This window comes from Pseudomonas sp. Pf153, assembly GCF_001269775.1.
GTDB lineage: Bacteria > Pseudomonadota > Gammaproteobacteria > Pseudomonadales > Pseudomonadaceae > Aquipseudomonas > Aquipseudomonas uvaldensis.
Genome location: NZ_LHVL01000018.1, coordinates 611,565 through 625,643 on the forward strand (window position 1 = coordinate 611,565; position 14,079 = coordinate 625,643).

A 14,079-nucleotide genomic window follows, 5' to 3' on the forward strand; every position below is an offset into this window, starting at 1 on the left:
ACCGCAACGCGCTTCACCCGGTTGTCCGGTTGAGAGTTCAATGATTTCCAGGAATGCGGCACATGCATGAGCATCCGCTACAACGCTTTTTCAGATCCTTGCGCGAGCGCCCGGTGTTTGCGTGGGAGCGCTATCGCCAGCGCGATGTGCTGGTGATCGATCATCCGCTGTGCCAGGCGGTGTTCAGTCGCCAGGGTGCGCAGTTGTTGCATTTCCAGCCTCGTGGCCAGAAGCCGTGGCTGTGGTGCGCGTCCAAATGGCCGCAAGTCGGCGCGATACGGGGCGGAGTGCCAGTGTGCTGGCCCTGGTATGGCCGCCATCCGAGCGAGAACGCCTGGCCGTCCCATGGTTGGGCGCGCTTGATCGATTGGAAGTTGATGGACAGCCGCAGCGACGATGACGGCGTGCACCTGCACTGGCAGTTACAGCTGTGCGATTGGCAAGTCGACCTGCATGCAGACCTGGGCGAGCGCATGGAATTGCGCTTGAGCACCGAGCATCAGGACAGCCTGCCCTGTCAGTTGAGCCAGGCGTTGCACGCTTATTGGCGTATTGGTGACGTCGGTGAGGTAGCGCTGTCTGGGCTCGATGGCGCGCAGGGTTACGACCATCTGAGCCGCGCGGTTTGTCGGCAGGAAGGCGAGTTGCGGATCGAAGGCGGCTGTCAGCGTGTGTTCCAGCACGAAGGGGAGTTGCAGCTCAAGGACCGTGCCTGGCAGCGCCAATTGTGCATCGACACAGGCGACGGTACCGACACGGTGGTGTGGCATCCCGGTGCCCGGCCGTTGTTGGGGGTGAGTTGGGATGAAGTCAATGAGTTCGTGTGCGTCGAGGCGGCCAGTGGCGGCACGGACAGCCTATGCCTGGCGCCGGGGGAGCGGGCGCATTTGAGCTTGCAGGCGCGGGTGGGGGCTTGATTCAGGATTTGTAGTGTTGCTACCGCTCTCTTCGCGAGCAAGCCCGCTCCCACATTTGAAATGCATTCCCTTGTGGGAGCGGGCTTGCTCGCGAAGAGGGATTAACAGACGCCAAAGCTCCTGAGCCGCATCAATTGAACTCATCCCCCACCGGATACCGGCTCGCATTCAGGCTTTCCTTGATCTTGCGCAGATGCGGCTGGAAATCCACGCCACGGCGCAGGGTCATGCCGGTGGCGAGTACATCCAGCACGGTGAGCTGGATGATGCGCGAAGTCATCGGCATGTAGATATCGGTGTCTTCGGGTAACGGAATGTTCAGGCTCAGGGTGCTGGCCTTGGCCAAGGGTGAATTTTCGGCGGTCAGGCCCAGCACCGAAGCGCCGTTTTCCCGGGCAATGCGGGCCACTTCCACCAGTTCACGGGTGCGACCGGTGTAGGAAATGATCACGAACAGCTCGCCAGTATGGGCTACCGACGCGATCATGCGTTGCATCAGCACGTCGGCATGGGCGGTCACCGCCAGGTTGAAGCGGAAAAACTTGTGCTGGGCGTCCAGCGCCACCGGGGCCGAGGCGCCGAGACCGAAGAAGTGGATCTGCCGGGCCTGGATCAACAGGTCCACGGCACGGCTGATCAAATTTGGATCGAGTGCCTGGCAGGCGCTGTCCAACGAGGCAATGGCACTGCCGAATATTTTCTGGGTATAGGCTTGCGGATTGTCGTCGGCTTCTACTGCACGACTGACGTAAGCCGCGCCACTGGCCAGGCTTTGCGCCAGCTGCAGCTTAAGTTCCGGGTAACCGCTGACGCCGAACGAGCGGCAGAAACGGTTTACCGTGGGTTCGCTCACCGACGCGGCCTGGGCGAGGGCGGCAATGCTGAAGCGGGTGGCCTGCTGTGGGTTGAGCAGGATCACCTCGGCCACCTTGCGCTCGGCCTTGTTGAGGTCTTCAAGGCGACTCTGGATCTGCTCCAGGAGATTTCGCACGCGGTCCATAAAAGATTCCTAGGAAAGACGGGTCTTTGATACGACCCTTTGTGGTGGCCTATCCTACTGTTGGCTCCGGCGGACCACCACTCGGAATCAGTATTTTCGGAAAATGTTGTGGTTATTACTACATTTTTCCTTGAGTGATGCCTTGAAAAAAGGTATTTGTAGCTTAACTTGATAAAAGAACAAACATCATGCCTCCGATTACGGTTGAACCGTGCACCTTTGCCTTGTTCGGCGCGCTGGGCGATCTGGCCCTGCGCAAGCTGTTCCCCGCCCTCTACCAACTCGATGCGGCGGGCCTGCTGCACGAGGACACGCGGATCCTCGCCCTGGCGCGGGAACCGGGTAGCGAGCAGCAGCATCTGGCGTTCATCGGCACTGAATTGCGCCGCTACGTGGGCGACAAGGACCTGAGCGAAACCGTCGTCGAGCGCTTCATGGCACGATTGACCTACCTGCACGTGGATTTCCTCAAGGCTGACGATTACGTCGCCCTGGCCGAGCAGGCCGGTTCCGCCCAACAAGTCATCGCTTATTTCGCCACGCCGGCGGCGGTGTACGGCGCGATCTGCGAGAACCTGGCGAAGGTCGGCCTGAGCGAAAACACCCGTGTCGTGCTGGAGAAACCCATCGGCTCGGACCTGGAATCGTCGCGCAAGGTCAACGATGCCGTGGCGCAGTTTTTCCCGGAGAACCGTACCTATCGCATCGACCACTACCTGGGCAAGGAAACCGTACAGAACCTGATCGCGCTGCGGTTCGCCAACAGCCTGTTCGAAACCCAGTGGAACCAGAATTACATTTCCCACGTGGAAATCACCGTGGCCGAGAAAGTCGGCATCGAAGGCCGCTGGGGCTATTTCGACAAGGCCGGTCAACTGCGGGACATGATCCAGAACCACCTGTTGCAGCTGTTATGCCTGATCGCCATGGACCCGCCGGCCGACCTGTCCGCCGACAGCATCCGTGACGAGAAGGTCAAGGTGCTCAAGGCCCTGGCGCCCATCAGCCCGGAAGGCCTGACCACCCAAGTGGTGCGCGGTCAGTACATCGCCGGTCACAGCGAGGGCAAGGCGGTGCCTGGCTACCTCGAAGAACCCAATTCCAATACCCAGAGCGACACCGAAACCTTCGTCGCCCTGCGCGCCGACATTCGCAACTGGCGCTGGGCCGGCGTTCCGTTCTACCTGCGTACCGGCAAGCGCATGCCGCAAAAGCTTTCGCAGATCGTCATCCACTTCAAGGAACCTTCCCACTACATTTTTGCTCCCGAGCAGCGTCTGCAGATCAGCAACAAACTGATCATCCGCCTGCAACCGGACGAGGGGATTTCCCTGCGGGTGATGACCAAGGAGCAAGGCCTGGACAAGGGCATGCAATTGCGCAGCGGTCCGTTGCAACTCAATTTTTCCGACACCTGGCGCAGCGCACGGATTCCCGATGCGTATGAGCGGCTGTTGCTGGAAGTCATGAACGGCAATCAGAACCTGTTTGTCCGTAAAGATGAAATCGAAGCCGCGTGGACGTGGTGTGACCAGTTGATCGCTGGATGGAAGAAATCCGGTGATGCGCCCAAGCCGTATGCGGCCGGGTCCTGGGGGCCGATGAGCTCTATCGCACTGATCACGCGGGACGGGAGGTCATGGTATGGCGATATCTGAACTGAAACTGCCCCAGGGCGTCAGCGCCCTTGAATTCAAGAGCCCGGTGCTGCTGGCCGAAGGGTTGGCGTTGAAAGTGGCCGAGCAATTGCGCGAAGCGATCCAGGCACGTGGTGCGGCAACCCTGGTGGTGTCCGGCGGTCGTAGCCCGGTGGCGTTTTTCCAAAGCCTGGCCAAGCAGGCGCTGGATTGGTCGAAAGTGGTGGTGAGCCTGGCCGACGAACGTTGGGTACCGGTCGAGCACGCCGACAGCAACGCCGGCTTGCTCAAGCGTTACCTGTTGCAGGGGGCCGCAGCCAAGGCTCAGTTCCTGAGTCTCTACAGCGCCAGCGCCAACCTGGAGGCGGCTGCCGAACAGGCGGATCGCTTGCTGGCCGAGTTGCCGCCCATCGACGTGCTGGTATTGGGCATGGGGGATGACGGGCACACCGCTTCCCTGTTTCCCGACAGCCCGAACCTGGCCGAAGCCCTGGACCGCAAAGGATCCCGTCGTTGCTGGCCGATGCTGGCACCGACCGTGCCGCACCAGCGTCTGACCATGAGCCGCGCCTTGCTGGCTTCGGCGAAGCACAAGGTGCTGTCGATTTCCGGTCAATCGAAGTTGACCACCCTGAACACCGCGGTGGCCGGTGACAATGTCGCCGAGATGCCGATCCGTGCGTTTCTGCAACCTACGTTAGAGATTTACTGGTGCCCATGAACCAAGGATCAGCCGCTATGAAAAACCCATCCCCGACCGTTTCCATGGCGGACAAAGTTACCCTGATCGACAACCTCTGCGCCAAGGCGCGGATCCTGCCGGTGATTACCATTGCCCGTGAACAGGACATCCTGCCGCTGGCCGATGCGTTGGCCGCCGGTGGCCTGACGGCGCTGGAAGTGACCTTGCGCTCCCAGTATGGCCTCAAGGCCATTCAGGTCCTGCGCGAGCAGCGCCCGGAGCTGGTGACCGGCGCTGGCACCGTGCTCGATCGCCACATGCTGGCGGCTGCCGAAGCGGCCGGCTCGCAGTTCATCGTGACCCCGGGCATCACCCGCGATCTGCTCGAAGCCAGCGTCCAGAGCCCGATCCCGTTGCTGCCGGGCATCAGCAACGCATCCGGCATCATGGAAGGCTATGGCCTGGGCTATCGCCGCTTCAAGTTGTTCCCGGCGGAAGTCAGCGGCGGCGTCGCGGCCCTCAAGGCGCTGGGCGGTCCGTTCGGCGAAGTGAAATTCTGCCCTACCGGCGGTGTGGGGCCGGCCAATATCAAGAGCTACATGGCGTTGAAGAACGTGATGTGCGTGGGCGGTAGCTGGATGCTCGATCCCGAGTGGATCAAGAACGGCGACTGGGCCCGCATCCAGGAATGCACCGCCGAAGCCCTGGCGCTGCTGGACTGAATCCGACCGAATTTCGTTGGGTGTATCTACGGCTTTACGGTGCGCTTGGTCGGCGCACCGTTTTTTTTTGCCCTGAGTTTTGCTTGAGTTCGCCCTGAAAAAACGCTGTGGAAGCAACCGCTACGTATGGCTCAGCTCGATCAGGGCCTGGGTCAGCCGCTCGATGTCGCTGGCCAGCGTGATCAACCCCGGCGTGATACGGATGCAGGGTCCAACATGGGTGTTGCGTACCACCGTGAAGATTCCGTAATCGTTGAGCAATCGATCGGCCATCGCCTGCTGGTCTGTCCGAGCGGTAAAGCGCATGGAAGTGATGCCGCAGTAGAGTCGCCGGTCATCCGGAGTCATCACCTCGATGCCCGGTAGGTCACGCACGGCACTCACCCACAAGTCACGCAAGTAGGCGAGCCGTGCGCCCTTGGCCGGAGCGCCACCCAGGGCATGGTGTTCTTCGAATACCAGGGGCAGGGTCATCAGGGCCGGAATGTTGGGCGTGCTGTGGGGTGTGCGGGAGCGAATGTCGCTCAACGGATGACTGGCATCGCCCATGTCCGGGTCGATGTCGGCCAGCCGCTGTGGGGCGATATACAGGAAGCCGAGGGCCAGCGGGCCACCGATCCATTTCTGCAAATTGAAGCCGGCGAACGGGATCCCCAGTTTCTTCAGATCGAAGTCGATCTGCCCCAGGGCATGGGCGCCGTCGAGAATGATGTCGACGCCGAATTCCCGCGCCGTTTCGGCAATGGCCTGGACCGGCATGACCAGCCCGGTCAGGTGATTGACGTAGGTCAGCGTCATCAGCTTCAGGCGCGGGTAGCGGATGAAGGCTTCGCGATAGGTCCCTACCAGACTCTCGAAACTGGCGGGGTGCTGGTGGACCAGTTCGATCACTTCCACGCCACGCTGGCGGGCCAGCCAACGCATGGCGTCCCTGACCGATGGGTACTCCAGGTCGCATATCAGCATCTGATCGCCTGGCACCAGGCCGTTATAGTTGCGGATCAAGGAGTGGAGGGCGTCGACCGCGCTACGGACCAGCGCCACGGTTTGCGGGGCGACATCGATCAGCTCCGCGACCTGACGGCGAATCGCCTCGCCATGTTCACGGTCGAAATGCTGGCGCACATAGACCGAGTTGCTGCGGTTGATGAATTCGATGTTGCGCTGGTATTCCTCCACCACCGTCCGCGACATGCGGCCGAAGTAGCCGTTCTCCAGGTTCAACGGCCCATCGGGGTCAACATCGTAGCGGCCGACAAAGGTCTGCCAGAAAGCTTCATCGTGGGCGCGCAGCGTATTCTCGGGCATGGTGGGGCTCAGTCATGGATGGGGCTTGGGTTTGCCGTGTTTGAGGCGCAGGGGATCGAGCAGCTCGGAAAGACCGTTGTGATCGATTTCCTGCATCAATGCCAGCAAGCCACCCAGTTCTCCGTGCGGAAAGCCTTCGCGGGCGAACCAGTTGAGGTATGGACCGGGCAGGTCGGCCAGGATTCTGCCCTTGTATTTGCCAAAGGGCATCTGGCGCGTAACCAGCAGTTCGAGGGTTTCCGGATTCATGGCAAATGTCTTGATTCAACAGCCTTGAAAAATACAGGCATTCTGCATGCAGGCCAAATGACAGATCATGCAAATAACGCGGATACAGTTGGCTGGTTATAAATTAACTATTTGATTTTTAATGGATTTGAGTTTTGATTTGACCTGGCATGGCCGATGCAACATTCCTTGCAGGTTTTTTATTCACCAGCAAAGGAACTGAAAAATGACCGATATGAACAAAGAAGCCATTTCCGTCCTCAACGACCTGATCCAAACCAGCAAGGACGGTCAGGAAGGTTTCAAGACCTGTGCTGAAGATATCAAGCACCCCGAACTCAAGGCTCTGTTCGTTCAGCGCGCCGCCGATTGCGCCACTGCTGCGTCTGAGCTTCAAGCCGCTGTTCGCTCCCTGGGCGGAGATCCGGAAACCTCCACCAGCGTGGCCGGTGACTTGCACCGCCGTTGGGTCGATGTGAAGTCGATGTTCACCGGCAAGGATGAAGAGGCGGTGCTCAACGAGGCCGAGCGTGGCGAAGACCATGCGAAGAAGGCCTATCAGGAAGCGCTTGAAAAGATCAACAAGCACAATCTGGTCGGGATTCGTGACCTGGTAGAGCGCCAGTATCACGGCGTGCAACGCAACCATGATCAGGTCAAGGCCCTGCGTAATCGGGCGAAAGCCAGCTGAGTACGCTTCTTGACCAAAAAACGCCAGCTAGTCTGGCGTTTTTTTGTGGTTGCGATTGCGCCACGGCGTTTGCCTCCGGATACGTAAAAGTGTGTTGCCCGATTCTGGGGTAATTGCCTATGGACTCAAGTAGATAGCTAGCTAATAATTGCGCTCTCCCTGCATTTGTCGTTGCGACTATTGTTACTGCAATCCTCGAAGAGTTTCTTGCGTGCCCATTACTTTGCAGGCCTTGTTTGCCCCCGACCGCCTCGCTGTGCAATTCGCCATCAAAACCGTGCTCGGTGGTGGGCTAGCGCTATGGCTGGCTCTGCGCTGGGGCCTGGAGCAGCCGTCATGGGCGCTGATGACCGCGTTCATCGTGGCTCAGCCCTTGTCCGGTATGGTGGTGCAGAAGGGACTGGCGCGTTTGCTCGGCACCTTGGTGGGAACGGTCATGTCAGTGGTGTTCATGGGGCTGTTCGCCCAGGCGCCATGGTTGTTCCTTCTAGCGCTGGCACTATGGCTGGGGCTGTGCACGGCCTGCTCCACGTTGCTGCGCAGCGCTTGGTCCTATTCGTTCGTACTGGCCGGCTACACGGTGGCGATCATCGCCTTGCCGGCCATTTCCCATCCATTGACCGTGTTCGACCAAGCGGTGGCGCGCTGCACCGAGATCAGTCTGGGCATTGTCTGTGCGACGGCGACCAGCGCCTTGCTGTGGCCGTTACGGGTCGAGCGGCAACTGGCGGATCAGGCCCGTGCCGCCTGGCAAAGTGGGATGCAGGCCGCCCGTGCCACCTTGGCCGGCGACGCCCAGGCGCGAAAAGGCTTGTTGGAAATCCTCGGCAAAATCGTCGCCGTGGACGCCCAGCGTGAACATGCCTGGTTCGAAGGCCGCCTCGGCCGTCAGCGTGCCCGGGCCATCAGCGGCTTGAGCCAGAAGCTGCTGATGCTGTTGCGTATATCCCGTTCGGTGCGCCGGCAATGGAAGCAGCTCGAGCCGCAGGAAGCCGAGGCCTTGAAGCCTTGGATGGACGATGTGCAACACGCCCTCGCCGCCGACAGCGCAACGCTGCACGCCTTGCGGCCCAGGGTGTTGGACGCCTCCCATGATCCAGAGATCAGCTCGGCGCAAAGCTATTGCCTGGCCCGCTTCGCCTTGTTGCTCGATACCGCCCTGGCTGCCTGCGCTGCGCTATCGGCGGTGCAGGAGGGCAGGGAGGCGGCGGATCCGCCACGTACCCTCACGCCGCACCGTGACCTGTCCCTGGCGATGGTGTTCGGCGCCCGCAGCGCCCTGGCGTTTCTCGCCGTGAGCTGTTTCTGGCTGGCGACGGCCTGGCCCGCCGCATCGGGTGCGCTGTTACTCACCTGCGTGGTGTGCAGCCTGTTTGCCAGTCGCGAAAACGGTGCGCAGATCGGCCTGAGTTTCCTGCGGGGCATCCTGCTGGCCGTGCCGACGGCCTTCGTGGTTGGCGAGATCGTGCTGCCGCAGTGGAGCAGTTTCGCGATGCTCTGCATGGCCATGGGCGTGCCGCTGTTCCTGGGGGCGCTGGGCATGGCCAAGCCGCCGATTTTCGCCACGGCCACCTCGTTCGTTCTGCACTTTATCGTGCTGGTGTCGCCGCTCAATACCATGAAGTACGACGTTGCCGCGTTCTTCAATAATGCTCAGGCCATGATGATCGGCGTGGGGGCGGCGGTGCTGGCGTTCAATCTGTTGATCTTGCGCGATCCTGCCTGGCACAGCCGTCGACTGCTGAAGGCGACGCTCGACGACCTGGTGCGCCTGACCCATCGCAACCTGCGCGGCGCCGAGAGCTGGTTCGGTGGACGCATGGCCGACCGGTTGCTGCAGCTGGCGCGGCATTATCCTGAGCTGCCGGTACCGGCACGCAGCCGTTGGGATGATGGGTTGTTGGGCCTGGACATCGGTGATGAGTTGTTGCACCTGCGCCTGAGCCTGGCTGTTGCCCAGGTGCCCGATCACTTGGCGCAGAAGCGTTATTTCGACGCGTTGGAGCGGGTGCTCGAACGGGGCCCCAACGGTGAGCAGGCCGAGGCATTGGCTCCGGCGAGCGCCGAGTTCCTGAAGGTGCTGTCGGCGCAGCCGCCGGGCGATGCGTTGAAGTTGGCCCAGGGCGCGGTGGTGCAATTGCAAAACAGCTGGCGTGCCTGGTGCCGCCAGCACGAACCTGAACGACGGGAGCACAGCCATGGGCTTGCGTGAATGGTCGATCGGCGGGGTGTTGCTCAGCCCGTTTCTGATTTATGTCGTGCTGGCTCTGCTGGTGACCGGTGCCTTGCGCCTGTTGCTCAGCCTCGTGCCGGCCGGGCGCTGGATCTGGCATGAGGCGCTGTTCGACTGCGCCTTGTATGTCTGCGTCCTGACTGTCATTACAGTGGTCCTCGGGCCGTTATAAGGAGTTGAATATGCGGACCTCCGTACGCGTCGCCGTCACGTTGAGCGTGGTGGCGGTGGCCATCTTCGCCGGCTTTCATCTGTGGCAATACTACATGCTCACCCCCTGGACCCGGGATGCGCGGATCCGCGCCGACGTGGTGGTGATTGCCCCTGATGTATCGGGCTGGGTGCGCGAACTCAAGGCTGTGGACAACCAGCAGGTCAAGGCGGGCGACCTTTTATTGAGCATCGACCGCGAGCGGTTCGAGGCTGCAGTGGAGAAGGCCCGGGCCGTGGTCCAGACCCGTCAGCAGCAACTGAGCTTGCGCGAACACGAAGCCAGTCGCCGCGCCGCCCTTGGACCCCAGGCCATCAGCGCCGAGCTGCGGGAAAACGCCCAGATCAATGCGGGCATCGCCCGGGGCGAACTGCGCGAAGCCCAGGCCGAAGCCAAGGTCGCCGAGCTAAACCTGGCCCGCAGCCAGGTGCTGGCCCCACGCAGCGGCCACATCACCAACCTGCGGTTGGCCGAAGGCAACTACGTGAACGCCGGGCAGCCGGTCATGGCGCTGATCGACGACTCGACGTTTTATGTCCAGGCTTATTTCGAAGAAACCAAACTGCCGAGGATCCGCGTGGGCGATCCGGTCAAGGTCTGGTTGATGAGCGCCGACCATGCGCTGGAGGGACACGTGGAAAGCATCAGCCGCGGCATCACCGACCGCAACACCAACCCCGATACCCAGTTGCTGGCCGAGGTTGAGCCGACCTTCAACTGGGTGCGCCTGGCCCAGCGGATTCCAGTGCGGATCAAGCTGGACAAGGTGCCGGACGGGGTCAGCCTCAGTGCAGGCATGACCGCGAGTGTGCAGGTGCAGGACGGTGCCCGCTGATTGGCCTGTGGGAACAAAACCGGGAGTCTGTGGGAGCAAAGCTTGCTCGCGATACAGGCGACACGGTTCAACTTCAGGACAGTATCATCGTTCATCGCGAGCAAGCCTTGCGCCCACAGGTGCGTGCATCATCAGCCGATGCTGATGGCCGGCAAAGTCGGCAAGGTCACGGTCTGCTGTTTGCGCGGCGCAAGGATTTCGGCCTCGCCATCGACCACCAGCTCGTCGCGCTGGTTGAACACGCGGGTGGCGATGCGCACGCGGAACTTTGGCAATTTTTCCAGAATTTCCAGGCGCACGGTCAGGGTGTCGCCGATTTTCACCGGTTTCTGAAAGCTCATCTGCTGGCCGATGTAGATGGTGCCCGGCCCAGGCAATTCGCAAGCCACCGCCGCGCTGATCAGTGCACCGCTGAACATGCCGTGGGCGATGCGTTCCTTGAACATGCTCGCCGCCGCGAACTCGGCGTCCAGGTGCACCGGGTTGTGGTCGCCCGACATCGCTGCGAACAGCTGGATGTCACGCTCTTCGACGGTCTTGCTGTAGCTGGCAGTCTGGCCCACTTCGAGGGCTTCGTAAGGGATGTTGGTAACCTGGGTCATCTGTCTCAAATCCTGTAACGGGTAAAAAGGAGAAACGCAGCCAGCGGGCCGCGTCAAGAACACTACTCGCTTCGTGGCGGCCGTTTGTGGCTCAACGCCTGGGCGATCCAGGCAAGCACGTCGGTCGTCACTTCATCGCGGTTGGTTTCGTTGAACAATTCGTGCCGGGCCTGCGGGTAAATCTTCAATTGCAAGTGCCGGTTGCCAGCGTCGCACAGGGCATCGGCCAGATCCTTGAGACGCTTGCCTTCGCTCACCGGATCACATTCGCCGCCAATAACCATCAGCGGCAGGCCCGGATCGATCTGGGCGAGATTGGACGCTTTGCTGATTTGCTGCAATCCGCCGAGCAGATCCACCCATAGCTGGTTGGTGCAACGAAAGCCGCACAGTGGGTCCTGAACGTATTTGTCCACTTCGACCGGGTCGCGACTGAGCCAATCGAAGGCCGTACGCGTCGGTTTGAATGCCTTGTTGAAACTGCCGAACGACAGCCACTCGATCAAGGCGCTGCGCCCGGTGGCACCCTGGCGCCAGCGTTCGAAACGGGCGATCTGGCGAGCGGCGCGATAAAGCGTCACCGGTTGAAAGTTGGAACCGCTGAGAATCGCCCCATGCAGGCTTGCACTGTGATGCAGCAGGTAAGCCTGGGCGATATAGCTGCCCATACTGTGCCCCAGCAGCAGGATGGGGGTCTCGGGATGTTGCTGGCCGATGTGCTGATTGAGACTGGCCAGGTCGCCCACCACTTTAGCCCAACCGTCATGGTCGGCGTAATGGCCCAGGATCGCGTTCTCGGCGGTGCGGCCGTGGCCGCGCAGGTCCGGGGCGTAGACGCCATAGTCTTCGTTGCACAGCGCCTGGGCCAGGCGTGCGTAGCGGCCACTGTGTTCGGCCATCCCATGGGCCACCATGATCACCGCCCGGGGCGCGCTTTCGGGCAGCCACTGATTGACGAACAGGCGGCTGTGGTCGGTCGTGGTCAGCCAGAACGTTTCATGAATCATGACGATTCCTTTGCAGGGGAGCATGCGCGCTGTTGCTGCATTGTATAGCCCATCCGTTGCGTTCCGCCTGATCAGGCCATGCGAAGGCAGCAAGATTCACACAATCTATGACACAAATTGCCGTATTTGCCTGATTGGCCAGAGCTGCTAGTGTCCCAAGAGCTCCGCTTCTCGCACAGCTCGGAGGCGGCCCGGGACAGTTCAGGTAAAGAGGACAAAAACAATGCAGCCTGATTTCTGGAATGACAAACGCCCGGCCGGCGTGCCCTCCGACATTGACGTGGGGGCCTACAAGTCGGTCATCGAGGTGTTCGAGCGTTCCTGCAAGAAATTCGCCGATCGCCCGGCGTTCAGCAACATGGGCGTGACCCTGACCTATGCCGAGCTGGAGCGCTACAGCGCGGCATTCGCCGGCTACCTGCAAACCCACACTGACCTGGCCCCCGGCGATCGCATCGCGGTGCAGATGCCCAATGTTCTGCAATACCCGATCGCCGTGTTCGGGGCCATGCGCGCCGGGCTGATCGTGGTCAACACCAACCCGCTGTACACCCCACGGGAGATGCGCCATCAGTTCAAGGATTCCGGTGCCCGGGCGCTGGTGTACATGAACCTGTTCGGCAGCAAAGTCCAGGAAGTGCTGCCCGACACGGACCTGCAATACCTGATCGAAGCGAAGATGGGCGACCTGATGCCCACCGCCAAGGGCTGGCTGGTCAACACCGTGGTGCGCAAGGTCAAGAAGATGGTCCCGGACTATTCGCTGCCCCAGGCCATTTCTTTCAAGAGCGCTTTGCGCCTGGGGCGCGGCCAGGCCATCCGGCCACTGAACGTCAGCCTCGATGACATCGCGGTGCTGCAATACACTGGCGGCACGACCGGGCTGGCGAAGGGCGCGATGCTGACCCACGGCAACCTGGTGGCCAACATGCAACAGGCCAGGGCGTGCCTGGGGCAGTTCGGCGACGATGGTCATCCGCTGCTGCGCGAAGGCCAGGAAGTGATGATCGCGCCATTGCCGCTGTACCACATCTATGCCTTTACAGCGAATTGCATGTGCATGATGGTCACCGGCAACCACAACGTATTGATCACCAATCCGCGAGACATCGGTGGCTTCATCAAGGAGCTGAAGAACTGGCGGTTCTCGCTGCTGCTGGGCCTGAACACGTTGTTTGTGGCACTGATGGACCATCCGGACTTCAGGACCGTGGATTTTTCCCATCTCAAGGTCACCAATTCTGGCGGTACCGCTCTGGTCAAGGCCACCGCCGAACGCTGGAAGCAACTTACCGGTTGCAGCATTACCGAAGGCTACGGTCTGACCGAAACATCGCCGGTGGCGAGTGCCAATCCCTACGGTAACAAGTCCCGGCTGGGTACGGTGGGGCTCCCGGTGCCGGGCACGCTGATGAAAGTGATCAACGACGACGGCGTCGAACAACCCTTGGGCGAGCGCGGCGAGCTGTGCATCAAGGGCCCGCAGATCATGAAGGGCTACTGGAACAAGCCCGAAGCCACCGCTGAAGTAATGGACAGCGAGGGTTGGTTCAAATCCGGCGACATCGCCGTGATCGACCCGGACGGTTTCGTGCGCATCGTCGACCGCAAGAAGGACATGATCATCGTCTCGGGTTTCAACGTGTACCCCAACGAAATCGAAGACGTGGTCATGGCTCACCCGAAGGTCGCTAACTGCGCGGTGATCGGTGTACCGGACGAGCGTTCGGGGGAGGCGGTGAAGCTGTTCGTGGTGGCTCGCGAGGCAGGTGTAAGCGTTGAAGAACTCAAGGCTTACTGCAAGGAGAACTTCACCGGTTACAAGATACCCAAGCACATCGTCTTGCGAGAGTCCCTGCCCATGACGCCGGTGGGCAAGATCCTGCGGCGGGAGTTGCGGGATATCGCCTGACTTGGGAGTTTCATAAAACGTGTGGGAGCGGGCTTGCTCGCGAATGCAGTGTGTCAGTCGACTTTCATTGCCTGACACACTGCATTCGCGAGCA

The 14,079-nt window shown here is 61.0% G+C and carries 14 protein-coding genes; 9 read left to right on the forward strand and 5 right to left on the reverse strand.

All coding sequences use genetic code 11. The features are described from left to right. Positions 1-62 precede the first annotated feature (62 nt). Positions 63-917 carry a D-hexose-6-phosphate mutarotase gene (locus tag AD666_RS14970; RefSeq protein WP_053153160.1) on the forward strand — a complete coding sequence of 285 codons (855 nt, stop codon included), beginning with the start codon at positions 63-65 and terminating at the stop codon, positions 915-917. 130 nt (positions 918-1,047) lie between these two features. On the opposite strand, the gene AD666_RS14975 is transcribed toward AD666_RS14970, so the two are convergent. Next, positions 1,048-1,908: a MurR/RpiR family transcriptional regulator gene (locus AD666_RS14975; protein WP_172679636.1), complete on the reverse strand. Its 861-nt coding sequence runs from the start codon at positions 1,906-1,908 to the stop codon at positions 1,048-1,050. Between the two features lie 197 nt (positions 1,909-2,105). Here AD666_RS14975 and zwf point away from each other — a divergent pair, with 197 nt between their 5' ends. The 3 genes from zwf to AD666_RS14990 are packed head-to-tail and all read left to right on the forward strand — an operon-like array spanning position 2,106 to position 4,958. Continuing rightward, positions 2,106-3,575: a glucose-6-phosphate dehydrogenase gene (gene zwf, locus AD666_RS14980; RefSeq protein ID WP_053153166.1), complete on the forward strand. Its 1,470-nt coding sequence runs from the start codon at positions 2,106-2,108 to the stop codon at positions 3,573-3,575. Further along, positions 3,562-4,275: a 6-phosphogluconolactonase gene (gene pgl, locus AD666_RS14985; protein ID WP_053153169.1), complete on the forward strand. Its 714-nt coding sequence runs from the start codon at positions 3,562-3,564 to the stop codon at positions 4,273-4,275. Before zwf ends, pgl begins: the two co-directional genes overlap by 14 nt. A 17-nt stretch (positions 4,276-4,292) precedes the next feature. After that, a complete protein-coding gene (locus AD666_RS14990; RefSeq protein ID WP_053153172.1) occupies positions 4,293-4,958 on the forward strand; it encodes a bifunctional 4-hydroxy-2-oxoglutarate aldolase/2-dehydro-3-deoxy-phosphogluconate aldolase in 666 nt (221 codons plus the stop codon). A 120-nt stretch (positions 4,959-5,078) separates the two neighbouring features. On the opposite strand, the gene AD666_RS14995 is transcribed toward AD666_RS14990, so the two are convergent. Together AD666_RS14995 and AD666_RS15000 are read right to left on the reverse strand one after the other, a co-directional pair. Then, entirely contained in the window at positions 5,079-6,266 is a 1,188-nt protein-coding gene (locus AD666_RS14995) for an aminotransferase class V-fold PLP-dependent enzyme (protein WP_053153175.1), read from the reverse strand. Between the two features lie 12 nt (positions 6,267-6,278). Next, positions 6,279-6,515, reverse strand: coding sequence for a DUF3820 family protein (locus AD666_RS15000; RefSeq protein WP_053153178.1), 237 nt, complete (start codon positions 6,513-6,515; stop codon positions 6,279-6,281). Positions 6,516-6,720: 205 nt separating this feature from the next. Between AD666_RS15000 and AD666_RS15005 the strand changes: the two genes are divergently transcribed. From AD666_RS15005 to AD666_RS15020, 4 genes are all read left to right on the forward strand, one after another. Then, positions 6,721-7,185, forward strand: coding sequence for a PA2169 family four-helix-bundle protein (locus tag AD666_RS15005; protein WP_053153183.1), 465 nt, complete (start codon positions 6,721-6,723; stop codon positions 7,183-7,185). Positions 7,186-7,396: 211 nt separating this feature from the next. Then, entirely contained in the window at positions 7,397-9,397 is a 2,001-nt protein-coding gene (locus AD666_RS15010) for an FUSC family protein (RefSeq protein WP_053153186.1), read from the forward strand. Then, positions 9,384-9,590: a DUF1656 domain-containing protein gene (locus AD666_RS15015; protein WP_003198565.1), complete on the forward strand. Its 207-nt coding sequence runs from the start codon at positions 9,384-9,386 to the stop codon at positions 9,588-9,590. Before AD666_RS15010 ends, AD666_RS15015 begins: the two co-directional genes overlap by 14 nt. Before the next feature lie 10 nt (positions 9,591-9,600). Continuing rightward, entirely contained in the window at positions 9,601-10,464 is an 864-nt protein-coding gene (locus tag AD666_RS15020) for an HlyD family secretion protein (protein ID WP_053153189.1), read from the forward strand. 131 nt (positions 10,465-10,595) lie between these two features. On the opposite strand, the gene AD666_RS15025 is transcribed toward AD666_RS15020, so the two are convergent. Both AD666_RS15025 and AD666_RS15030 read right to left on the reverse strand, forming a co-directional pair. Beyond that, positions 10,596-11,066 (reverse strand): MaoC family dehydratase, encoded by a 471-nt coding sequence (locus tag AD666_RS15025; protein WP_003227420.1) that lies wholly within the window; start codon positions 11,064-11,066, stop codon positions 10,596-10,598. A 62-nt stretch (positions 11,067-11,128) separates the two neighbouring features. Continuing rightward, a complete protein-coding gene (locus AD666_RS15030; protein ID WP_053153192.1) occupies positions 11,129-12,073 on the reverse strand; it encodes an alpha/beta hydrolase in 945 nt (314 codons plus the stop codon). Positions 12,074-12,296: 223 nt separating this feature from the next. Between AD666_RS15030 and fadD2 the strand changes: the two genes are divergently transcribed. After that, positions 12,297-13,985, forward strand: coding sequence for a long-chain-fatty-acid--CoA ligase FadD2 (gene fadD2, locus AD666_RS15035; RefSeq protein ID WP_053153195.1), 1,689 nt, complete (start codon positions 12,297-12,299; stop codon positions 13,983-13,985). The last annotated feature ends 94 nt before the right edge of the window (positions 13,986-14,079 follow it).

Excerpts from the sequence above, each read along its gene's own strand:
- AD666_RS15000 (WP_053153178.1), bottom strand. The coding sequence starts at position 6,515 with ATGAATCCGGAAACCCTCGAACTGCTGGTTACGCGCCAGATGCCCTTT.
- AD666_RS15015 (WP_003198565.1), top strand. The coding sequence starts at position 9,384 with ATGGGCTTGCGTGAATGGTCGATCGGCGGGGTGTTGCTCAGCCCGTTT.
- fadD2 (WP_053153195.1), top strand. The coding sequence starts at position 12,297 with ATGCAGCCTGATTTCTGGAATGACAAACGCCCGGCCGGCGTGCCCTCC.
- AD666_RS15025 (WP_003227420.1), bottom strand. The coding sequence starts at position 11,066 with ATGACCCAGGTTACCAACATCCCTTACGAAGCCCTCGAAGTGGGCCAG.
- AD666_RS14995 (WP_053153175.1), bottom strand. The coding sequence starts at position 6,266 with ATGCCCGAGAATACGCTGCGCGCCCACGATGAAGCTTTCTGGCAGACC.
- AD666_RS14970 (WP_053153160.1), top strand. The coding sequence starts at position 63 with ATGCATGAGCATCCGCTACAACGCTTTTTCAGATCCTTGCGCGAGCGC.
- AD666_RS14990 (WP_053153172.1), top strand. The coding sequence starts at position 4,293 with ATGAAAAACCCATCCCCGACCGTTTCCATGGCGGACAAAGTTACCCTG.
- pgl (WP_053153169.1), top strand. The coding sequence starts at position 3,562 with ATGGCGATATCTGAACTGAAACTGCCCCAGGGCGTCAGCGCCCTTGAA.
- AD666_RS15030 (WP_053153192.1), bottom strand. The coding sequence starts at position 12,073 with ATGATTCATGAAACGTTCTGGCTGACCACGACCGACCACAGCCGCCTG.
- zwf (WP_053153166.1), top strand. The coding sequence starts at position 2,106 with ATGCCTCCGATTACGGTTGAACCGTGCACCTTTGCCTTGTTCGGCGCG.
- AD666_RS15005 (WP_053153183.1), top strand. The coding sequence starts at position 6,721 with ATGACCGATATGAACAAAGAAGCCATTTCCGTCCTCAACGACCTGATC.
- AD666_RS15020 (WP_053153189.1), top strand. The coding sequence starts at position 9,601 with ATGCGGACCTCCGTACGCGTCGCCGTCACGTTGAGCGTGGTGGCGGTG.